Here is a 21383-nt window from a genome sequence, read left to right as displayed (position 1 = left end):
GCTCACGCGCGCCGCCCGGCGCAACAGCACCGCGTGAGCCCCCCTGCCCCGGCGCCGCCGTCTCGGGCATCCTGCCGCCAGTTCATCCCCTGGACAGGAGCCCTCCGATGACCCGACCCTTCCACGCCGTCACCACCGTGCTCTATGCGGGCGCGTTGGCCACCGTCGCCTTCGACGCCTTCGGGCAGGGCCTGACGCCGCTGCTCGGCTTCGCCAGGCTGGCGCCGGTGCCGCTGGCCACTTCGGTGCTGAACGTGGTGTTCGGCGCCAGCCCCGACGGCGCGGCCTATCTGCTACACATGCTGGCGGGGCTGGTCGCCTATCCGCTGGGCTGGCTGCTGGTGGCGCGCCCGGTCTGGCGCGCGGTCGCCCCCGGCCTGCACTGGAGCGTGCCCGCCGTGGCCTATGGCGTCGGGCTGTGGATCTTCGCGGTCTACGTCATGGCGCACCTGATCGCCGGCAACCCGCCGTTCCTGGGTTTCACCGGGATCACCTGGGTGGCGCTGTGGGGGCACATCCTGTTCGCCCTGGTCGCCGCGGCGGTGATCGAGGCGCGGCTGCCCGCTCGGGCCCGCAGTGCCGCCCGCGGCGTCACTGCCTGACGCGGACGCGCGGCCCGGCCTTGCCACGCGGCGCCGCGCAACGCACCCTTGCCCGGACGGGACGGAGAGTGACGATGGCGGCGCCGCCGGGCTATTCGCGCGCGCAGATCCTGCTGCACTGGGCCGTCGCCATTCTGGTGGCGGCCGAGTTCCTGCTGGCCGGCGGGGTCGAGACCGCCTTCGAGGCGCGGCTGCGCGGCTTCGCCACCCCCGCCGCCGCCGCCGCCGCCGGATGGGCACACATCGCCACCGGCGCGGCGGTGCTGGCGCTGATGCTGCTGCTGCTGGGGCTACGCCTGCGGCGCGGCACGCCGCCGCCGGCCGCGGGGCCGCCCCGGGTGCTGGAGCGGCTGGCGCACGGGGTTCACCTGGCGCTCTATGCGGTGCTGCTGGCGCTGCCGGTCGCCGGGCTGCTGGCCTGGGCCGGCCGGCTGGGATCTGCCGCCGCCGTTCACGGCGCGCTGGCCACGCTGCTGTGGGTGCTGCTGGCACTGCACCTGGCCTGGGTCGCCGCGCACTGGCTGGTGTGGCACAGCGCAGTGCCCCGCAGGATGTTAAGATCCGTCAACGAAGATGGCGCGCGACGCCGCTGAAACACCGCTTAAATGCCTAGATTCCCACCATAATCCGCCCGGTTTGCCGCCTAGTTCTGAGACTGCCACCGGCGCCATTGCCAAGACACGTCGGTGAAGATCCGCAATCGCGTGGCTTTCCCGGGCACCAGGTGTGGCGTTCGCCCGGCGGATTCTGGCGCCCTGGCGATTGCCCGGGGCGGTCCCGTACCATGCCGCGCTTTGCAGCACAGAGGCGCAGAGCCGCCCCCACGGCGGCGGCCCGGACCGGGGCGCGCCGCCGCGGGGCGAGCGGTTCGTCAGAGGCGCTCGCCCGAGAGCACTCGCAGGCGCTGAATCAGGCTGGAGGTGTCCCAGCGGCCGCCGCCCAGTTGCTGCACGTCGGCGTAGAACTGGTCGACCAGCGCCGCGACCGGCAGCGAGACGCCGACCTGCCTGGCGGTCTCGATCGAGATGCCCAGGTCCTTGCGCATCCAGTCCACCGCGAAGCCGAAGTCGAACTTGCCGTCGACCATGGTCTCGGCCCGGTTGGCCAGCTGCCACGAGCCGCCCGCGCCCTGCGCGACCAGCGCCGCGACCTGCTTGGCGTCCAGCCCGGCCTTCGTCGCGAAATGCAGCGCCTCGGAAATGCCTTGCACGATGCCGGCGATGCAGATCTGGTTGGCCATCTTGGTCAGCTGCCCGGCGCCGGCGTCGCCGAAGCGGATGCAGGCCTTGGCATAGGCGTCGATCACCGGCTCGGCGGCGTCGAAATGCGCCTGCGCGCCGCCGCACATCACCGCAAGCTGGCCGTTCTCGGCCCCGGCCTGCCCGCCCGACACCGGCGCATCGACGAAGCCGATGCCCTGTTCGGCGGCCTTTTCCGCGATCTCGCGCGCGACCGTGGCCGAGGCGGTGGTGTGGTCGACGAAGATCGCGCCCTCGTCCATGCCGGCCAGCGCGCCGTCGGCGCCGTAGACCACCGAGCGCAGATCGTCGTCGTTGCCGACGCAGGCCATGACGAACGCGCAGTTCAGCGCCGCCGCGCGCGGGGTCTCGGCGAAGGCGCCGCCATGTCCCTTCGCCCAGGCTTCGGCCTTGGCGGTGGTGCGGTTGTAAACCGTCACCTCGTGCCCCCTGGCCTTGAGGTGCCCCGCCATCGGGTAGCCCATCACCCCCATGCCAAGAAATGCAACTTTCGCCATCGGATCCTCCCGTTCTCGCAATCGGCTGTGCTTGTCCTAGCGTAACGCTTCGGGCATGTGAAAGCCTGTGAATGCCGAAAATACCGAAGGGAGGGTACGATGGCCGGAAAGCGGATATTCTTCACCGGCGGCTCGGGCAAGGCCGGGCGCCACGTGATCCCCTGGCTGCTGGAGCGCGGCCACCGGGTGCTGAATGTCGACAAGGTGCCGCTGCAGGCCGAGGGCGTCGACAACCTGATCGCCGACATCACCGACTCGGGGCAGATGTTCGACGCGATGTCGGGCTATGCGAATTTCGGCGAACTGGACTCGGGCGACGGGCCCGCCGGCTTCGACGCGGTGGTGCATTTCGCCGCCGTGCCGAGGATCCTGATCCACCCGGACAACGAGACCTTCCGCGTCAACACCATCGGCACCTACAACGTGATCGAGGCGGCGGTGAAGCTGGGCATCCGCAAGATCGTCGTCGCCTCGTCCGAGACCACCTACGGCGTGTGCTTCTCGGACGGGCGCACGCCGCCGCGCAGCCTGCCGGTCGAAGAGGATTACGACGTCGACCCGATGGACAGCTACGGCTGCTCGAAAGTCGTGAACGAGGTCACCGCGCGCAGTTTCGCCCGCCGCTCGGGCGCGGACATCTACGCGCTGCGCATCGGCAACGTGATCGAGCCGCACGAGTACGACCGCTTCCCCGGCTTCTTCGAGAACCCCGAGGTGCGCTATCGCAACATCTTCTGCTACATCGACGCCCGCGACCTGGGCCAGATCGTGCACCGGTGCCTGGAGACGGACGGGCTGGGCTTCCAGATCTTCAACGCCGGCAACGACACCAACTCGTCGAACCTGCCGACCGCCGAGCTGCTGGAGCGGTTCTACCCGCAGGTGCCGGTCACGCGCGATCTGGGCGAGCACGAGGCGCTGTTCTCGAACCGCAAGATCCGCGAGGTGCTGGGCTTCCGCGAAGAGCACGACTGGCGGAAGTATGTAAAGGGCTGAAACGGCCGCGGGCGCGCCCCGGGGGACAGGCGCGCCCGCGGTCCGGTTCGGGGGATGTGAACCAGTCGTCAGTTTACCCGGCGGTAGCCGTCGGGCAGCTTTAGCACCTCGTCGGCCTCGCCCTGGCACAGGCCGAGCTTGTTGTTGCTGGCCAGATCGACCCGGCCCAGCGACTGGATCGAGGTGCCGCTGAGCCCGTCGACCTGCGCCGCCAGGTGGATCGGCCCCTTCGACGCCAGCTGCGAGCCGTGAAACTCCATCTTCGCGGCGAAGTGCATGCCGCCCGCGGTCAGGATCTGCGCGCCGCCGCCGGGGGCGCAGTCGTCCGGATCGCCGATCTTCACCCCCGCACTGCCGGTGACCGAGCGGTCGTCGGTGCTGGACGTGGCGATGATCGCGTCGCGCACGACGGTATCCTGGCTGAGGCGGATATCGCAGTTGGTCACGATCACCACATTCTCGATCACCGTCAGACCGCCCGATCCACCGCCGTTGCCACCACCATTGCCGCCACCGCCGTTGCCGCCACCGTTGCCGCCTTTCGCGGTGAACACGATGTTCGTCGGCCGGTCCCCGCGCGACGCCTGGCCGTCGCTCCTGCCGCGCAGGTTCAGGGTCATGTTCCCGCCGGTGCAGGTGATGTCGTAGACCCTGCCCGGCAGCAGGTTCTCCGGGTCGAACTGGTTCTCGTTCAGCGCGATCACCTCGGCGTCGGGATTGCCGGCGATGTAGTCCGGCTGCACGCGCGAGGCAATGTCGCGGAACTCGGTCAGGTAGCTGTCGATGTTGCGGGCGACCGTGGGCTCCATCGACGCCCAGACCAGCGCCTCCTGCAACCCGGAGTTGTTGCCGACGTTGCCGCCCGGCGTCACCAGCAGGTCGGGCGAGGGCATCGAGATGTGCACGCCGGGATCGAACACGTTGTTCTGGTTCAGCTCGATGCCGCCCTCGCCGTGCACGCAGATGCCATTCGTCATGTGGTTGTTGCTTTGCATGTCCACGACGTCGGCGGTGATGATGCCGTCGCGGGCGCAGGGCGGCTCGTTCGGGCCGGCGACCGCCCGCGTGGCGATGTCCCAGGCCCGCAGGCCGCCGAACGCGTCGAGCAGCATGGTCGGCAGGCTGTTGTCGTTGATCCGGTCGCGCCGGGTGATCACCTGCACATGGTTGCCCCAGCCTTCGGTGAAACCGATCTGGTCGCTCCAGCTGCCGAAACGGACGTCGCTTTCGGTCAGAACCGTGCCGTTGCGCGGCCCCATCATCCGCCCGGCCACGGAAATGGCCACTTCCTCGCCCCGCGCCGTGGCGGTGGCGGAATCCGCGGGCTGACCGGCGTAGGTCTCGTAAACCTCGGGGTCGTTATGCGCCATCGCGCCGGCCAGGGCCGAGGCATCGGCGGTCACCTGCAGCACGCGTTTCATCCGGTAGGCGCTGGCGGTATCGATGACCAGACCGGCGATAATCAGGAACATGACGCTCCAGAAGATGCTCCACACGGTGGCGGCACCGCCCTGAGCACGCCAGAAGGCCGTTGCATCGTTGCGGAAATCCTTGGCTGCCACTTCGTTACTCCTTACCAACCGCGCGCCGTGATCTTTGGGGCCGTCCGATTCGCGACCGGACCGATGCGCCCGCAAGATCTGGCCGGGCCCGATGGCCACCGATGGACGGAAAGGTGGTAAAATGATGAAGCGGCGCGGATCCGTGTCTCGATGCGACGCGGCGGGCTTTGCATCGCCCGGCAGGCCCGCTATCAGGCCGTCGTCAGAACGGAGAGCGCCCATGATCCTCTATCCCGCCATCGACCTGAAGGACGGCCAGTGCGTGCGGCTGCTGAAGGGCGACATGAACCAGGCCACGGTGTTCGGCGACGACCCGGCGGCGCAGGCGCTGAGCTTTCAGGAAGCGGGGTGCGAATGGCTGCACCTGGTGGACCTCGACGGCGCCTTCGCCGGCGCGCCGCGCAACGCCGCGGCGGTCGAGGCGATCCTGGCGCGGGTCGACGTGCCGGCGCAGCTGGGCGGCGGCATCCGCGACATGGCCGGCATCGAGGGCTGGCTGGACAAGGGACTGGCCCGCGTGATCCTGGGCACCGCCGCGGTGCGCCGGCCGGACCTGGTGCGCGAGGCGGCCCGCGCCTTCCCCGGCAAGGTCGCGGTCGGCATCGACGCCCGCGACGGCATGGTCGCCGTCGAGGGCTGGGCCGAGACCACCGCGCTGTCGGCGCTGGACCTGGCCCGCCGGTTCGAGGACGCCGGCGTGGCGGCGATCATCTACACCGACATCGACCGCGACGGCGCGATGCAGGGCCCGAACGTGGACGCGACCGCCACGCTGGCGCGGGCGGTCGCGCTTCCGGTGATCGCCTCGGGCGGGGTGTCGTCGCTGGACGATCTGCGCGCGCTGAAGGACAGCGGCGCGCCGCTGGACGGGGCGATCTCGGGACGCGCGATCTACGAGGGCAAGCTGGACCTGCCCGCCGCGATCGCGCTGCTCAGGGGCTGAACGGCCCGGGTGCCCGCGTCAGGCCTCCAGTCCGCGTTCGATTCGCGCGAAGGCGGCGGCGCGCAGCCCGGGGCGGTACGCGCCCTTGGCGCGACGCTGAAGCGCCAGCGTCGTCGCGTGCGGCCCGGCGGCGCCGGTCTGCCGGACGATCTCGGCGAAATGCCGGGCGCGGGCGCCCTCGGCCCGCTTCTTCGGGGTGTCGATCACATGCTTGGTCATGACGTCTCCTTGCTTGGTTCGCTCGGATATTCCTGCCCACCCCCTGGAATCTGGGGGCTAGAGCGAGTCGACGCAAGCCTTCTGCGCCGTATCGCTCTTGCCCAGCCCCGCGGAAGCGGCTAGGCGGATGCCATGCTGAAGGTGCGCGTGATCCCCTGCCTGGACGTCAAGGACGGCCGAGTCGTCAAGGGCGTGAACTTCGTCAACCTGATCGACGCCGGCGATCCGGTCGAGGCCGCGAAGGCCTATGACGCCGCCGGCGCGGACGAGCTATGCTTCCTGGACATCGCCGCCACGCAGGAGAACCGGGGCACGATGTACGATGTCGCCGCCCGTACCGCCGAGCAGTGTTTCATGCCGCTGACCATCGGCGGCGGCGTGCGCACCGCCGCCGACGTGCGCGCCCTGCTGCTGGCGGGCGCCGACAAGGTCAGCTTCAACTCGGCCGCGGTGGCGAACCCGGCGGTGGTGGCCGAGGCCGCCAACAGGTTCGGCACGCAGTGCATCGTCGTCGCGATCGACGCCAAGACCGCGCCCTCGGGCCGGTGGGAGATCTTCACCCACGGCGGCACCCGGCCCACCGGCATCGAGGCGATCGACTTCGCCCGCGAGATGGAGCGCCGCGGCGCCGGCGAGATCCTGCTGACCTCGATGGACCGCGATGGCACCCGCGGCGGCTACAACCTGCCGCTGACCCGCGCCATCGCCGATGCGGTGCGGATCCCGGTGATCGCCTCGGGCGGGGTCGGCACCCTCGACCACCTGGTCGACGGCGTGACCGAGGGCCACGCCAGCGCGGTGCTGGCCGCCTCGATCTTCCACTTCGGAGATCACACCGTGGCCGAGGCCAAGGCGCACATGGCCGCCGCCGGCATTCCCGTGAGGGCTGCATGAGCGACATCCTGGACCAGCTGGCTGCCACCATCGCCACCCGCCGGGACGCGGACCCGCAGGCGTCCTACACCGCCAGCCTGCTGGCGAAGGGCCCGGCAAAATGCGCCGAGAAGTTCGGCGAGGAGGCGGTCGAGGCCATCGTCGCCGCCGCCCGCGGCGACCGCGCGGCACTGACTTCCGAGGCCGCCGACGTGCTCTATCACCTGCTGGTCCTGCTGACCGCCGGCGGCGTGACGCTGGACGAGGTGCGGGCCGAGCTTGCCCGTCGCGAGGGCGTTTCCGGCCATGCCGAGAAGGCCGCGCGCAAGGGCTGACCGCCTTGCGGCGCGGCACGAATTGCCGATTGCCACCGGCGTGCCCTTTGGCTATACCCGCCCACGCTGCACCCGTAGCTCAGCTGGATAGAGCGCTGCCCTCCGAAGGCAGAGGCCACAGGTTCGAATCCTGTCGGGTGCGCCACAGCCCTCGTTTGCAACGGTTTGAGCCGCTGAGGAGGCCAACACCGCCCCCCCGGGCTGCGCCTTGTCACACGCTGGTCGCACCAGCAGGAGTGCGGCGCCCGGTCCGGTCGAACATCGCGTTGCCGGTGCCTTCGCGATCCCTCCTCGGGAAAACCGAGCGCGAAAACCAGGTCATCACCATGTCATCAAGGTGGCGGGGCAACCTCATCCGTCGATCCTGCGGCCTGGTTCAGCCGATCAAGGATCTCCAGCAAGCGAGGCGATATGTCGGTGTGGTGATGTGTCAGCTTCCACGACCCGTCCTCGCGGCGGTAGACGTTGGTCACGCGGTGCCTGATCGTCACCTCGTGGCCGGCGATGATCAGAGAGCCGATTTCCGTGCCGGTCTCGACAGCCATGTCCGATCCTGTTTCGATGATCTGGTCCTCGAGCCGGATCTCGCCACCTCCGGCGATGTCCGCGACCTTGGCGAACGAGGCGACTACCTCGTCATGGCCGACGTCGCGCCCTCCTATTGGGTGCTGCGCCGTCGCGCGACCGCGCCTGGCCCATACGCCAGCCATGGCGGTGGCATCGCCCCGCGCCATGCCGTTGAGCGCGGCGTAGAATTCCCCGGAAGCCGCAAGGATGTCGCTGGTCGAGGCCATGGCCCGTCTCCTGTGATGATGGCGACCGGAGTCTTGCTCAGCCCTTGCTGTCCGCCCCGGTGGCCCGATTGGAACTGAGGTGTCCTACGTCGCCGGCTCTTCGGTTCCGGACCTGACCGAGGCGAAGAAGTCGGCACGCGCGTTGGTCCTGGGAAAGGGCTCGGCGGGCACCTCGACGCCGAGGAAGCGGCACAGCGGGTCCCATCCGTCGCGCACACGGAACACCAGGGCCCTGCCTTGCGCCTCGTGCTCGCGCGCCGCCGCCTCGTTGGCGCGATAGGCCGCGAGAACGCCGTCCCGGTCAGTCCGGCCACCCAGGGCTTTGCCGATGATGATCCTTTCGATCAACTCGAACCACGGCCTTGCACGATCCGGCCAGGCCGTCCGATCGAGGATGAGGGGCAGAATGGTTTGCGAGAAGCTGCCGTACCAATCCTCGGCGTCGCGATGGGACAGGATGACCTTGGCCTGCGGATGGGTCGCCAGCACATCCTGCCAGTACGCCGCGACTGGAAAATCGACGGCGGCCCGAAAGCCCGAGAAGGCCCGATCGTAGTCCGGGCGGCCCGCCGCCACTGCGGACCAAAGCCGGATCTGGCCGGGGTCGCCGATGACCTCGGACATGTGGTGGCACGGACCGTAGCCCAGCCGCTCCAACGCGGCTTTCAGCGAATAGGTACCGGTCCGCCCGTACCCTGCGCCGATGATTTCGAGTGCCATCGCACCTGAACTCCCTTATGAATGAAATCGATTATCACCGATTTGGCTGACTTGCGCAGAGGCAGGATGACCCGATTAACGTGGAGTAGTCGAACCAAACGATTTCATGAGCCATGAACGAAATTGATCTGAATCGCGTAGATCTCAATCTTCTCGTTGTTTTCGAAGTGCTGATGGACACGCGAAGCGTCACCGCAACCGCCGAGAGGATCGGCAGAACGCAGTCCGCCGTCAGCCATGCCCTGGGCAGACTCAGGGAACAGCTCGACGATCCGCTGCTGGTCAGGGTCGGTGGAAAGATGCAGCCGAGCCCGTTCGCCGAAGCCATCGTCGAAGATATCCGGCCGATCCTGCGCGGCATCCGGCGCGTGATCACGCCAAGGATCCTGTTTGATCCGGCGACCAGCGACCGCGTGTTCCGCGTCGCCATGCCGACGCTGACGAAGGTGATCGCGGAGGTCTCGGTGCGGGTCGCAGCCGAGGCGCCCGGCGTGAAGATCGAATGGCTGCCGGCCCATCACGACGTCTATGCGGCGCTCAGTGAAGGGCTCGTCGACCTTGCCCATCTCGGCGGAGAGCCGCGTCTGCCCGAGGGCCTTGAACAGCAGGTCATGGAGCCCTTTTCCTGGGTCACCTTCGCACGCAGGGATCACCCGGGGATCGCGCACTGGGGGTTGGACGCCTGGCGCAGGTACCCTCACCTCATGGTCAACGTGACCCGGTCGATGCAGAATCCGTTTCCCGTTACAGGTCCCTCGGATGCCGGAACGCGCCGGGTCAGCGCCATGGTCGGAGACTCGGCAGGCATGGCCTCGATCCTCGCGCAGTCCGATTTCCTGGCCACCTGTCCAGCGGTCCTGATGGCATGGGATATGGACGCCCACGGACTGGTGGCGATGAAGCCGCCGGTCGATCTCGACCCGGTTCTGGTGAGGTTTTTCTGGAGTTCGCGCCTCGGCAACGATGCGGGCGGCGTCTGGATCAGATCCATCGTGATCGAAACCTACCGCCGACTGCAGGCCGAGGCCGAGGCAAAGCTGTCCGGCAAAAGGCTTCTGCAGCCATCCGGCTGATGCGGCTCGCTTCGTCTTTTCACCTGTGTCACGGTCCGGCGGGTTGTTGAGTGGGCGGCGCAGCGGGCGACCCGGACGATACGCCGACCCGACAACGACGTGCGAGCGCACCGCCAGAAACCCGCGCATGCTGCGCCGCTCTGCCCGCCTTCGTTTCGACCGGCGCTCCATCCCCGCCGCGGCGGGCACTTGACTCGTCACCCGTGAGCGGCGTATGACACCGGTGACATGACATCGGTGTCATAGGCAACGGGAGGGACGGTTGGCCACGATCTACGACGTCGCGCAGATGGCCCGCGTCTCGCCGAAGACGGTCAGCCGGGTTCTCAACCGGGACGCTCCGGTCCGCGCCGAGACGCGCCGCGCCGTCGAGGCAGCCATGGTCCAGCTGGGCTATGTGCCCTCCACCGCCGCGCGCACCATGCGCTCGAACCGCTCCGGGCTGGTGGGGCTGATCACCGGCGCGCTCAGCGGCAACGACCAGCCGACCGAGATGGCCGGCCTGCCCGAGCTGGTGATCGTCCGTGCCGTGCAGCGCGAGATGGCGGCCAGCCGGCTGACGCTGATGATCGCCGACACCGGCGGCCGCGCCGAGCGGGTCGCGCCGCTGATCCGAACCTTCATGGAACACCGCGCCGAGGGGCTGATCTATGTCGCCGCGCACCACCAGCGGGTGGCGCTGCCCGATCTGCCGGACACGCTGCGGCTTGTGCTGGCGAACTGCTTCGACGACCGCGGCCGCCCGGCGGTCGTGCCGGACGATGCGGCCGGCCAGCACGACCTGGTGGCCGACCTGATCGCGCGCGGCCATCGCCGGATCGCCTACCTGACCCTGTCGCCGGGGTTGCTGGCCACCGAACAGCGCACCGCCGGCTACGCCCGCGCCCTGCACGCGGCGGGGATCGGCTTCGATCCCGATCTGGTGGTGGCCGGCGAGCAGCGCGCGGGCGACGACAACGCCGCGCACATGCTGGCGCAGGTCCGCCAGCTGATGGCGCTGCCGGCGCCGCCGACGGTGATCTGCTGCGGCAACGACCGCATGGCGATGCGGCTTTACGGCGTGCTGCGCTCTCTGGGGCTGGCGATTCCGCAGGACATCTCGGTCGCCGGCTACGACGACTACCGGCTGATCGCCGAGACGCTCTATCCGCAGCTGACCACCGCCGAGCTGCCCTACGACGCGATGGGCGTGCGGGCGGCGGCGCGGCTGCTGGCGCTGATCGACGGTGACGGCGCCCCCGCCGTGGCCCCGCCCGAGGCGGTGCGCGGCGCCGTGGTGCCGCGCCATTCGGTAACGACCCTGAACCCTGAAACCTGACGCAGATCCGAACGGGAGGAAATCATGACACGACATCTGCTGACGACCGGCGCCGCCCTGGCGCTGATGGCCGGAACGGCGGCCGCACAGACCGAGCTGAGCATGTGGTACCACGGCGCCGGCAACGAAGCGGAATCGGCGGTCCTGAACGCCATCGTCGACGACTTCAACGCCTCGCAGGAGGCGTGGAAGGTGGTGATCGAGAGCTTCCCGCAGAACAGCTACAACGATTCGGTCGTCGCCGCGGCGCTGGCCGGCAACCTGCCGGACATTATCGATGTGGACGGCCCGGTGATGCCGAACTGGGCTTGGTCGGGCTATCTGCAGCCGCTGGAACTGGACGAGTCGGCGCTGGACGGGTTCCTGCCCTCGACCATCGGCCGCTGGGACGGCGAGGTCTACTCGGTCGGCCTGTGGGAGGCCGCGGTCGCAATGGTGACCCGGCGCTCGACGCTGCAGAAGTACGACATCCGCGTGCCCAGCCTGGACGAGCCCTGGAGCCGGGACGAGCTGGACGCGGCGCTGACCGCGATCAAGGAGTCGGGCGATTTCGAGTACCCGCTCGACGTCGGCATGGCGTGGACCGGCGAATGGTATCCCTACGCCTTCAGCCCGTTCCTGCAGAGCTTCGGCGGCGACATCGTCGACCGCTCGACCTACCAGAGCGCCGAGGGCGCGCTGAACGGCGACGCGGCAATCGCGTTCGGCGAATGGTGGCAGTCGCTGTTCGACCGGGAACTGACGCCCGGCACCAGCCAGGATCCGGCCGACCGCGACAGCGGGCTGATCGAGGGCAAGTACGCCATCCAGTGGAACGGCAACTGGGCCGCCACCGGCATCATCGACGCGTTCGGCGACGACGTGCTGTTCCTGCCCGCCCCGGACCTGGGCGAGGGCCCGGTGATCGGCGCCGGCAGCTGGCAGTTCGGCGTCTCGGCCACCTCGGACGATCCCGACGGCGCCAACGCGTTCATCGCCTTCATGCTGCAGGACGAATACCTGCGCGCGTTCTCGGACGCGATCGGGCTGATCCCGTCCACCGCCAGCGCCGCCGAAGGCTCGAAGTACTACAGCGAAGGCGGACAGATGGCGGTGTTCTACGATCTCAGTGCCGAGCAGTCGCTGGTGCGGCCGGTGACCCCCGGCTACGTGGTGATGGCCAAGGTGTTCGAGAAGGCGCTGGCCGACATCGCCAACGGCGCCGACGTCGCCGACACGCTGGATGCGGCGGTCGACGAGATCGATTCCGACATCGAGGCGAACAGCGGCTACGGCCACGACGGCTGAGCCGCGCACTTCGGGCCCCGCGCGCATCGCGCGCGGGGCGCTACCGCGACACCCGCGCCGGGACATCCGACATGGCATCCAGACTGACCACTTCGAACCGTGCGGGATGGGGCTTCGCGCTGCCGGGCTTCGGCCTGATCGCGCTGTTCATCATCCTGCCGTTCTTCTTCGCCTTCGCCCTGTCGCTGACGAACCAGCGGCTGGTCTCGCCCAACCCCACCGAATATGTCGGCCTGCAGAACTACGGCGACCTGCTGGGCCTGGCGGTGATCGAGCTGGAGCCCGAGCGCCTGGACGACGGCAGCATCGATCGCGACGCCGACGGCAACGCCCGGTATCCGCGGGTGCGCAGCATCACCCGCTCCGACGATTTTCCGCAGTACAGCGGCATGCGCGAGTGGTTCCGCTGGCAATCCGGCGACAATGCCAGGGTGGTGATCGCCAGCGACGTGGTGTTCATGAAGGCGCTGGTCAACACGCTGACCTTCGTCGCCGTGGTGGCGCCGGTGCAGGCCGCGCTGGCCCTGGTCCTGGCGCTACTGATCAACCAGAAACTGCGCGGGATCAACGTCTTCCGCACCATCTATTTCATGCCGGTGGTGGTCTCGATCGTCGTCGTCTCGCTGTTGTGGCGGTTCATCTACGACGGCAACGACGGGCTGCTGAACAACCTGCTCGCGGGGCTGACCTTCGGCGCCTTCGAAGGCCGCGACTGGCTGGGCGATCCGTCGACCGCGCTGGGCGCGATCATGGCGATGTCGATCTGGCAGGCGGTGGGGTTCCACATGGTGATCTGGCTGGCCGGGCTGCAGACGATCAGCCCGACGCTCTACGAGGCGGCCGAGATCGAGGGCGCCGGCAGGTGGCAGACCTTTCGCTATGTGACCTGGCCGGGCCTGCGTAACACCGCGGTGCTGATCCTGATCGTGATCACGATGCAGGCCTTCGCGCTGTTCGCGCAGATCGACGTGATGACAAACGGCGGGCCGCTGGACTCGACGCAGACGCTGGTGTTCCAGGCGGTCGAGCGCGGCTACGGCCGGCAGGACATCTCGGGCGGGGCAACGATCTCGGTCATCCTGTTCGTCCTGGTGCTGACGATCTCGCTGATCCAGCGCTGGCTTACCCGGGAGAAAGCGTGATGGCGATGGTCTCTGCCGACAACCGCCCGCTGCGCCTGGCCGCCCGCTACGCGGTGCTGCTGCTGGTGGCGACGATCTTCGTGTTCCCGCTGCTGTTCATGGTGATGAGTTCGTTCAAGCCGACGCAGCAGATGCTGGCGGACACCGCCAGCCTGCGGGCGTTCCTGCCGGTGGGCGATCTCAGCCTCGACAACTATCGCGACGCCTTCGCGCGCGCGCCGGTGGCGCTGTTCGTGTTCAACTCGGTGCTGGTCACCGGGCTGACGGTGCTGCTGTCGCTGGCGATCTGCTCGCTGGCGGCGTTCTCGTTCGTGTACATGAACTGGCGCGGCCGCGGGCTGCTGCTGTCGATCGTGCTGGCGACGCTGATCATCCCGTTCGAGACCATCGCGATCCCGCTGCTGCTGATCGTTTCGAAACTGCCGTGGGTCGGGCTGGACGGGCTGCAGATCGGCTGGCTGAACAGCTACCGTGTGCAGATCATCCCCTGGATCGCCGACGGGCTGACGATCTTCCTGTTCGTGCAGTACTTCAAGGATCTGCCCGGAGAGCTGATCGAGGCCGCCCGCGCCGAGGGCGCCACCTGGGGCCAGATCTACCGGCGGGTGGTGATGCCGCTGTCCGGCCCGGTGCTGGCGACGGCGGCGATCCTGAAGTTCCTGATCATGTACAACCAGTACCTCTGGCCGCTGATCGTGGTGCAGCAGGAAAGCTATCGGCCGGTGATGGTGGGGCTTGGCTACTTCTTCCAGCTCAACGTCGCCTGGGGCGAGGTCATGGCCTACCTGACGCTGATCACCGTGCCGGTGCTGGCCTTCTACCTGGTGCTGCAACGCGCCTTCATCGCCTCGATCGCATCGACCGGCGTAAAGGGATAATCCGATGGTACTGAAACTCGACGACAAATGGGTCTGGGACAGCTGGTACGTCCGCGACGGCGACCGCTGGCACGCGTTCTTCCTGCAGGCGCCAAGGGCGATCGGCGACCCGGAGCTGCGGCACTGGAACGTCTCGGTCGGGCACGCGGTCAGCGACGATCTGACGAACTGGGAGCAACTGGGCTCCTGCTTCGCCCCCGCGGCCGAAGGCGCCTGGGACGACTACACCACCTGGACCGGATCGGTGCTGCGCGGGCGCGATGACCAGTGGCACCTGTTCTACACCGGCACCCACCGCGCCGAGGACGGGCTGTACCAGCGCATCGGGCACGCGGTGTCCGACGACCTGCACGGCTGGCAGCGCGTCGGCGACGGCCGGTGCCTGGATCTGGAGGGGCCGGCGGCCGCCGCCTACGAGGCCGACCACAAGGCAGGGTTCTGGCACGACAGGGCGATGCGCGATCCCTGGGTGATCCCCGACCCCGCCGGCGACGGCTGGCTGATGTTCTTCACCGCCCGCGCCACCGACATCGCCGAGCCCAACGCCGGCGGCGCGATCGGCTTCGCCACCTCGCCGGACCTGTTCCACTGGACCCTGCAGCCGCCGGTGTTCGCCGGCGCCTTCGGCCAGCTCGAGGTGCCGCAGGTGTTCCGGCGCGACGGACGCTGGTACTGCCTGTTCTGCACTGCCGCCGAGCATTTCTCGCGGGACATGGCGCTGGCCGCCGCCGACGGGCCGGTGAGCGGCAGCCACTACCTGATGGCCGAGGATCCGCGCGGGCCGTGGCGGGTGGCGCCGGGCGCGTTCCTCGATGGCGCGCTGCCATGCCGCCGATATGCCGCCCGCATCGTCGAGACCGACGCCGGGCTGAACATCATCGGATTCGCCGACCGCCCCGAGGGCAGCTTCGTCGGGCAACTCACCGACCCGGACCCGGTCCGCGTCGGCCCCGACGGGCTGCTGCGCGTGGCGGCGGACACAAGCGAGGAGTAGGCCGATGGCCCATGTTTCCCTGAAGAACGTCCGCAAGTCGTTCGGTGCGACCGACGTGATCAAGGGCGTCGACATCGAGGTCGAAGACGGCGAGTTCGTCGTCTTCGTCGGCCCCTCGGGCTGTGGCAAGTCCACGCTGCTGCGGATGATCGCCGGGCTCGAGGACATCACCAGCGGCACGCTCGAGATCGACGGCAAGGTGGTGAACGAGGTGCCGCCGAAGGAACGCGGCATCGCCATGGTGTTCCAGAGCTATGCGATCTTCCCGCACATGAGCGTGCGCGAGAACGTCGCCTTCGGGCTGACCATCGATGGCACGCCCAGGGCCGAGAAGCAGCGCAAGGTGCAGGAGGCGGCGCGCATCCTGCAGATGGAGCATCTGCTCGACCGCCGCCCCTCGCAGCTGTCCGGCGGGCAGCGCCAGCGCGTCGCCATCGGCCGGGCGATCGTGCGCGACCCCAAGGTGTTCCTGTTCGACGAGCCGCTGTCGAACCTGGACGCGGCGCTGCGCATGGACATGCGGATGGAGATCGGCAAGCTGCACCAGAGCCTCGACGCCTCGATGATCTACGTCACCCACGACCAGGTCGAGGCGATGACGCTGGCCGACAAGATCGTGGTGCTGAAGGATGGCCAGGTGATGCAGGTCGGCTCGCCGATGGAACTGTACCACAACCCCGCCAACCTGTTCGTGGCCGGATTCCTGGGCGCGCCGTCGATGAATTTCATCGAGGTTCAGACCCGCGACGCCGACGCCGACGCCGGCACCGCGCAGGTCGCCAACGCGGCGCTTGAGCCGATCCGCGTCGCGACCGCCGGGCGCCCGATCCGGGCTGGCGGCAACGCGGTTCTGGGTCTGCGGCCGCAATACCTGCGCCCCAGCGCCACGCCCGAGGCGGGAATGTTGCACGGCACCGTCGAGCTGACCGAGCGGCTGGGCGCCGAGACCGTGGTCGAGGTCGCGCTGCGCGACGGCTCGCGCGTGATCGCGGCGCTGGGCGAGGACCGGGTGCTGGACCGCGGCACCGAGATCGGGCTGGAGTTCGATCCGGCGCGGGCGCACCTGTTCCCGGCCGAGTAGCGTACGCCGTGCCGACCGCCCGCTGAAACCGAAAACCCGCCCCCTGAAACGGAAAGCGCCAGCCGGTTCGCCCGGCTGGCGCGTTTCTGGTGTCCGGTCGCGGCGGGCCGCGACGCGCGCTCAGGCGGCGCGTTCGCCCAGCAGTTCGTCGACGTGCATCTGGGCCTTCACTTCCTCGATGCCCTTGACGGCGGCGACCTCGCGGGTCAGCCGCTCCAGCGCCGCTTCGTACAGCTGACGCTCGGAATAGGACTGCTCGCGCTGGTCGTCGTTGCGGTGCAGGTCGCGCACCACCTCGGCGATCGAGATCAGATCGCCGGAGTTGATCTTCTGCTCGTACTCCTGCGCGCGGCGCGACCACATCGCGCGCTTGACGCGCGCCCGGCCCTTGAGCGTGTCCATGGCCTTGCCGACGATGTCCAGGGTGGACAGCGACCGCATACCCACCGAGCTGGCCTTGGCGGTCGGAACGCGCAGCGTCATCTTGTCCTTGTCGAAGGTGATGACGAACATTTCCAGTTTGATGCCGGCGATCTCCTGCTCATCGATCGACACGATGCGTCCGACGCCGTGCGCGGGGTACACGACGAAGTCGTTCGGACGGAATTCGGCGTTCTTCTTCTTTGTCATGCGTTCTCTCTTGCCAGTGCCTCGAACCGGTCCTCGGCGGATCACAAGCCAGCGACGCACAGCGAATGCCACTGCAGTCGCTTGCGCATCGTGTAGACGTGAGCAGCCGCAACATCCCCTAGCTTGGCAGCAATCGTGGGATGCCTTCCCGGTTCGACCTTGATGTGTCTTTTATATAACACGATCCGAGGCGGTTTTAAACCTCTTCCCGAGACAACGCACGGCAAGCCCACCCGGTTCCGAGCGGATTAACGCAATTTTAGGCGCTGGATCGGCGCCCGAGCGCCGAGTGACGTGAGGTCAGCTTTGCAAAAAACCGAATCGAGTCAACCGCCCTCGCCCGGCTTTTCCGAGAAATACTTTTCCAGCTTGCCGGTTTCGCCGTCATATTTCTCGGCGTCGGGCAGCGGATCGGCCTTGGTGACGATCACCGGCCACTGCTCCGAATACTTCCGGTTGAAGTCGACCCAGGGCTCCATCTCGGGCTCGGTGTCGGGCCGGATCGCGTCGGCCGGACATTCCGGTTCGCACACGCCGCAGTCGATGCATTCGTCGGGGTGGATGACCAGCATGTTCTCGCCCTCGTAGAAGCAGTCGACGGGGCAGACCTCCACGCAATCGGTGTATTTGCAGTTGATGCAATTGTCGGTCACGACATAGGTCACGGCAGGCGTCCTCATGCTCTGGATGGCGTTCTTACTGCCTCAGCGGGCAGGGCACATCAAGGGGTGCGGCGCAGGTTTTCCAGCGCCCGGCGCTCCTTCTTGCTCGGCCGGTGCCCGGCCTCGGGACCGGCGCCCTCAGGGCCGCGCCCGGGCGGCGGCGGACTGCGGTCCTCGTAGAGCGCCTGCGCCTCCGGCGCCGGACCGCGACGGGTGCCGAGCGCGGCGATCACCACCACCCGGATCCGCCTGCCCTGGGCGAAGGTCAGCGCGTCGCCGGGCCGCACCGCCACGCTGGGCTTGGCGGTGCGGGTGCCGTTCACCCGCACCGCGCCCGAGGCGATGACCTTGGCCGCCATCGTCCGGGTCTTGAAGAAACGCGCCTGCCACAGCCACTTGTCGAGGCGCAGCGTGCCCCGGTCGGCGGCGGCGGGCTCGCTCACCCCTTCTCCTTCAGCGCCGCCAGTGCGGCGAACGGGCTGTCGGGGTCGATCGCCTTCTCGCGCCGCGGCGGCGAAGCCTTGGCCTGCACCGGCTTGCCGTCACGCTTGCCATTGCCGGGCTTGCCGCCGGGTTTCGCCCCGCGCCGCGGCTTGCCGCCCGGCCCGCCGGGGCCGCCGGCGCGCCTGCGACCCTCGGGCTGCGCCGGCCCGCGGCGCCGCGGCGCCCAGGTGAAGGTATAGACCACCTCGACCTCTGGCGCGGCGGCGTCGGTCGCTGCCTCGGCCCCGGTCGCTGCCGCGGACACATCGGCGGGCACATCGGCCGCAACCGCGTCGGTCTCCGCCGCTGGCGCGGCATCGGCGGCTTCGGGACGGTCGGCTTCCCGGCTGCCGTCGGCAATCGCCTGCATCGTGCTGTCGACCGGAGCGGGCGCCGCCTCGGGCACTTCTGCCGCGACCGTCTCCACCGGGTCTTCGGCCTGGTCGGCGGCTTCCCCGGCCAAGGCCGGACGCGCGGGATCGGGCGCGCCGGCCTCGACTGCGGACGTGTCCGCGTTCTCGGCCGTGTCGGCAGGCGCCCCGTCGGCGCCCCCGGCGGCCTCCGGCCCGGCGGCGGCTTCCTCCGGCGCGGCTTCCTCCGGCGCGGCGTCCGCATCCGGCACCGCTGCGGCGGCCGGCTGCGTCGCCGCCGCCTTCGGTCGCTCGCCCTTCTCGGCGGCGTAGCCGAGGCCGCCCATCAGGTCGGCGAACTGCTCCAGCGTCAGTCCGGTGATCGACAGCATGTCGGCGCTGGCCTCGAAGCCGCCGCGCGAATCCTGGCTGCGCAGCATGTCGGCCAGACGCTCCAGCATGTCGATGCGGATCGCGCGCTGCCCCGCCAGACGATAGCCGGCCATGGCATAGTAGCCGCGCGGCGCGTCCGGCACCGCCGGGATCGTCACCAGCCCCGGCGGCGGCGCGCCGGGGATGTCGTCCAGCTTCTCGGCCAGGCCCCACAGCACCAGCCGCAGCCGGGTCGGCGCCGGCTTCAGCAGCGCCGGCATGAAGATGGTGAACTGGCCGAAGCGGACGCCGTGCTTGCGCAGCAGCGCGCGGGCGTCCTGGTCCAGCGCCTTGACGTCGTTGGCGACGTCGGCACGCGGCAGCACGCCCAGCGCCTCGACCAGGCGGAAGCCGACGCCCCGCGCCAGCCCCTGCAGCGCCTCGTCGTCGCGCAGCCCGATCAGCGGCTCGAACAGCGCGGCGATACGGCGGTCGAGCCAGTGCGACAGGCGGCGCCTGACCTTCTCGGCCACCGCCGGCGCGGCCTCCTCGTCGACGAAGGGCACGATCTCGGGCGACAGCGCGTCGGCGCCGGGCTGCAGCCGGCCGACGGCATGCTCGCCCCACATCAGCCCGCCCTGCTCGGTCAGGTCGATCTCGGTGTCGGGGGCGTTGTAGAACCGGTCGGCGCGAATGTTGAGCGCGGGCTGCAACGCCTGCAGCGCGGCCGCGCGCAGCGTCTTCGCCTCCTGCGCCTCGGCGCTGGGGTCGAGCTGGAAGCGGAACCCCTCCAGCCGGCCCACGAACTGGTCCTCCACCCGGACCTCACCCTTGTCGTTCACTTCGGCCACAAGGCTCTCCTTCTGCTTCAACCGCCGCATCAGCACGGACGTGCGGCGGTCGACAAATCGCTGGGTCAGCGCGGTGTGCAGCGCGTCCGACAGGCGATCTTCTACCGCACGGGTCTCGTCGCGCCAATGCCCCGTATCGTCCAGCCAGTCCTTTCGCTGTGCGACATAGGTCCAGGTGCGGATATAGGCCAGTCGCTTGGACAGCGTGTCGATATCGCCGGTGGTCTTGTCGATGCGCGCGATCTGCTTCGCCAGCCATTCGGTCGGGATTCGCCCGTCCTGGCAGATGAAGCCGTAGATCCGCTGGCAAAGGGTGGCGTGCTCGGCATGGGCCAGCTTGCGGAAGTCGGGTATCTGGCACACGTCCCACAGCAGCCGCACGTCGCCCGCCCCGTGCACGCGGTCGCGCATCTCGGGCATCCGCCACAGCGTCTTCAGCGTCGCCAGGTCGTCGGCCTCGCGGGCGCGGACAAGCTCCTCGTGCCCCGGCGGCTGCTCCAGGCTTGCGATCAGCCGCTCGGGGGTGCCGAACTCCAGCCGGTCGTTGCGCCATTGCAGGCGGCGGACCGGGGCGAAGCGGTGCTCCTCGATCGCCTCGATCTCGTGCTCGTCGAACGGCGGTGCCTCGCCGGTGACGCCGAAGGTGCCGTCGGTGGTGAAGCGTCCGGCCCGCCCGGCGATCTGCGCCAGCTCGTTCGGCATCAGGTGGCGGGTGCGCCGGCCGTCGAACTTGGCGGTGCCGGCAAACGCGACGTGCTTGATGTCCAGGTTCAGGCCCATGCCGATCGCGTCGGTGGCCACCAGGTGATCGACATCGCCGTTCTGGTACAGCTCGACCTGCGCGTTGCGGGTGCGCGGGCTGAGCGCGCCCATCACCACCGCCGCGCCGCCCTTCTGCCGGCGCAGCAGCTCGGCGATGGCGTAGACGTTGTCGACCGAGAACGCCACCACCGCCGAGCGCGCGGGCATCCGGCTGATCTTGCGCGCGCCGGTGTAGGTCAGCTTCGAGAACCGGCTGCGCGAGGTGAACTGCACGCCGGGCACCAGGCTGGCGATGCGCGCGCGCATCGTCGCCGCGCCCAGGAACAGCGTCTCGTGCAGCCCGCGCGCGTTCAGCAGCCGGTCGGTGAAGACGTGACCCCGGTCCAGGTCGGCGCACAGCTGGATCTCGTCCACCGCCAGGAAGTCGGCGCCGATGCCGACCGGCATCGCCTCGACGGTGCACACCCAGTACTGCGTGCGCGGCGGCACGATGCGCTCCTCGCCGGTGACCAGCGCCACCACCGACGGCCCGCGAATCGCCTTGATCCGGTCGTAGACCTCGCGCGCCAGCAGCCGCAGCGGCAGGCCGATGACCCCGGTGCGGTGGCCGAGCATGCGCTCGATGGCATAATGCGTCTTGCCCGTGTTCGTGGGGCCGAGCACGGCCGTGACCGTGCCTTGCGAAACAGCCATGTCAGGA

Annotated in this window: 22 protein-coding genes and 1 tRNA gene; 14 read left to right on the top strand and 9 right to left on the bottom strand. The window is 69.1% G+C overall.

Annotation, left to right across the window (positions count from 1 at the left end):
- The first annotated feature begins 107 nt into the window (after positions 1-107).
- Together GE300_RS08910 and GE300_RS08905 are read left to right on the top strand one after the other, a co-directional pair.
- Positions 108-602: a hypothetical protein gene (locus GE300_RS08910; RefSeq protein ID WP_154446215.1), complete on the top strand. Its 495-nt coding sequence runs from the start codon at positions 108-110 to the stop codon at positions 600-602.
- 74 nt (positions 603-676) lie between these two features.
- Positions 677-1195 (top strand): cytochrome b/b6 domain-containing protein, encoded by a 519-nt coding sequence (locus tag GE300_RS08905; RefSeq protein WP_154446214.1) that lies wholly within the window; start codon positions 677-679, stop codon positions 1193-1195.
- A 278-nt stretch (positions 1196-1473) separates the two neighbouring features.
- On the opposite strand, the gene GE300_RS08900 is transcribed toward GE300_RS08905, so the two are convergent.
- A complete protein-coding gene (locus tag GE300_RS08900; RefSeq protein ID WP_154446213.1) occupies positions 1474-2358 on the bottom strand; it encodes an NAD(P)-dependent oxidoreductase in 885 nt (294 codons plus the stop codon).
- 99 nt (positions 2359-2457) lie between these two features.
- Here GE300_RS08900 and GE300_RS08895 point away from each other — a divergent pair, with 99 nt between their 5' ends.
- Positions 2458-3354: an NAD-dependent epimerase/dehydratase family protein gene (locus GE300_RS08895; RefSeq protein ID WP_154446212.1), complete on the top strand. Its 897-nt coding sequence runs from the start codon at positions 2458-2460 to the stop codon at positions 3352-3354.
- 68 nt (positions 3355-3422) lie between these two features.
- Here the strand turns inward: GE300_RS08895 and GE300_RS08890 are convergent, their stop codons facing one another.
- Positions 3423-4916, bottom strand: a complete 1494-nt coding sequence (locus GE300_RS08890; protein ID WP_325063167.1) for a TadE/TadG family type IV pilus assembly protein — start codon at positions 4914-4916, stop codon at positions 3423-3425.
- Between the two features lie 220 nt (positions 4917-5136).
- On the opposite strand from GE300_RS08890, the gene hisA reads away from it, so the two are divergent.
- On the top strand, positions 5137-5859 hold the full coding sequence (gene hisA / locus GE300_RS08885; RefSeq protein ID WP_154446210.1) for a 1-(5-phosphoribosyl)-5-[(5-phosphoribosylamino)methylideneamino]imidazole-4-carboxamide isomerase: 723 nt from the start codon (positions 5137-5139) through the stop codon (positions 5857-5859).
- Between the two features lie 18 nt (positions 5860-5877).
- On the opposite strand, the gene GE300_RS08880 is transcribed toward hisA, so the two are convergent.
- The gene (locus GE300_RS08880; RefSeq protein ID WP_154446209.1) at positions 5878-6078 is read right to left on the bottom strand and encodes a hypothetical protein; all 201 of its coding nucleotides are present in this window, start codon (positions 6076-6078) and stop codon (positions 5878-5880) included.
- A gap of 132 nt (positions 6079-6210) precedes the next feature.
- Here GE300_RS08880 and hisF point away from each other — a divergent pair, with 132 nt between their 5' ends.
- From hisF to GE300_RS08865, 3 genes are all read left to right on the top strand, one after another.
- Complete coding sequence (hisF, locus tag GE300_RS08875; RefSeq protein WP_154446208.1) at positions 6211-6972, top strand: imidazole glycerol phosphate synthase subunit HisF; 762 nt, start codon at positions 6211-6213, stop codon at positions 6970-6972.
- Positions 6969-7286 carry a phosphoribosyl-ATP diphosphatase gene (locus GE300_RS08870; RefSeq protein ID WP_154446207.1) on the top strand — a complete coding sequence of 106 codons (318 nt, stop codon included), beginning with the start codon at positions 6969-6971 and terminating at the stop codon, positions 7284-7286. The genes hisF and GE300_RS08870 overlap by 4 nt, the downstream gene beginning before the upstream one ends.
- Before the next feature lie 68 nt (positions 7287-7354).
- A tRNA-Arg gene (locus GE300_RS08865) sits at positions 7355-7431 on the top strand.
- 187 nt (positions 7432-7618) lie between these two features.
- On the opposite strand, the gene GE300_RS08860 is transcribed toward GE300_RS08865, so the two are convergent.
- Both GE300_RS08860 and GE300_RS08855 read right to left on the bottom strand, forming a co-directional pair.
- On the bottom strand, positions 7619-8080 hold the full coding sequence (locus GE300_RS08860; protein WP_154446206.1) for a YybH family protein: 462 nt from the start codon (positions 8078-8080) through the stop codon (positions 7619-7621).
- Positions 8081-8164: 84 nt separating this feature from the next.
- Positions 8165-8800: a sulfotransferase family protein gene (locus GE300_RS08855; protein ID WP_154446205.1), complete on the bottom strand. Its 636-nt coding sequence runs from the start codon at positions 8798-8800 to the stop codon at positions 8165-8167.
- Between the two features lie 113 nt (positions 8801-8913).
- Between GE300_RS08855 and GE300_RS08850 the strand changes: the two genes are divergently transcribed.
- The 7 genes from GE300_RS08850 (at position 8914) to GE300_RS08820 (ending at position 16573) form a co-directional block, all read left to right on the top strand.
- A complete protein-coding gene (locus tag GE300_RS08850) occupies positions 8914-9873 on the top strand; it encodes a LysR family transcriptional regulator (RefSeq protein WP_154446204.1) in 960 nt (319 codons plus the stop codon).
- Positions 9874-10135: 262 nt separating this feature from the next.
- Entirely contained in the window at positions 10136-11191 is a 1056-nt protein-coding gene (locus GE300_RS08845; protein ID WP_154446203.1) for a LacI family DNA-binding transcriptional regulator, read from the top strand.
- A 24-nt stretch (positions 11192-11215) separates the two neighbouring features.
- Complete coding sequence (locus GE300_RS08840; RefSeq protein WP_154446202.1) at positions 11216-12478, top strand: sugar ABC transporter substrate-binding protein; 1263 nt, start codon at positions 11216-11218, stop codon at positions 12476-12478.
- Positions 12479-12549: 71 nt separating this feature from the next.
- On the top strand, positions 12550-13620 hold the full coding sequence (locus tag GE300_RS08835; RefSeq protein WP_154446201.1) for a carbohydrate ABC transporter permease: 1071 nt from the start codon (positions 12550-12552) through the stop codon (positions 13618-13620).
- Positions 13620-14498 (top strand): carbohydrate ABC transporter permease, encoded by an 879-nt coding sequence (locus GE300_RS08830; RefSeq protein WP_154446200.1) that lies wholly within the window; start codon positions 13620-13622, stop codon positions 14496-14498. The genes GE300_RS08835 and GE300_RS08830 overlap by 1 nt, the downstream gene beginning before the upstream one ends.
- 4 nt (positions 14499-14502) lie before the next feature.
- Positions 14503-15492, top strand: a complete 990-nt coding sequence (locus GE300_RS08825) for a glycoside hydrolase family protein (protein ID WP_154446199.1) — start codon at positions 14503-14505, stop codon at positions 15490-15492.
- A gap of 4 nt (positions 15493-15496) precedes the next feature.
- Positions 15497-16573, top strand: coding sequence for an ABC transporter ATP-binding protein (locus GE300_RS08820; RefSeq protein ID WP_154446198.1), 1077 nt, complete (start codon positions 15497-15499; stop codon positions 16571-16573).
- 120 nt (positions 16574-16693) lie between these two features.
- Here the strand turns inward: GE300_RS08820 and GE300_RS08815 are convergent, their stop codons facing one another.
- From GE300_RS08815 to GE300_RS08800, 4 genes are all read right to left on the bottom strand, one after another.
- Positions 16694-17203, bottom strand: a complete 510-nt coding sequence (locus tag GE300_RS08815) for a CarD family transcriptional regulator (RefSeq protein ID WP_154446197.1) — start codon at positions 17201-17203, stop codon at positions 16694-16696.
- 326 nt (positions 17204-17529) lie between these two features.
- On the bottom strand, positions 17530-17868 hold the full coding sequence (fdxA, locus tag GE300_RS08810; protein WP_325063166.1) for a ferredoxin FdxA: 339 nt from the start codon (positions 17866-17868) through the stop codon (positions 17530-17532).
- A 56-nt stretch (positions 17869-17924) separates the two neighbouring features.
- Entirely contained in the window at positions 17925-18308 is a 384-nt protein-coding gene (locus tag GE300_RS08805) for an RNA-binding S4 domain-containing protein (protein WP_325063165.1), read from the bottom strand.
- Positions 18305-21376, bottom strand: coding sequence for a helicase-related protein (locus tag GE300_RS08800; protein ID WP_154446195.1), 3072 nt, complete (start codon positions 21374-21376; stop codon positions 18305-18307). The genes GE300_RS08805 and GE300_RS08800 overlap by 4 nt, the downstream gene beginning before the upstream one ends.
- Between the last annotated feature and the right edge of the window lie 7 nt (positions 21377-21383).

Origin of the sequence: Halovulum marinum, assembly GCF_009697225.1 — a bacterium.
In the GTDB taxonomy this organism is placed as follows: Bacteria; Pseudomonadota; Alphaproteobacteria; order Rhodobacterales; family Rhodobacteraceae; genus Halovulum; species Halovulum marinum.
The sequence above is the reverse complement of the archived record's forward strand: the minus strand, read 5'-3'. Positions and strand labels throughout refer to the sequence as shown.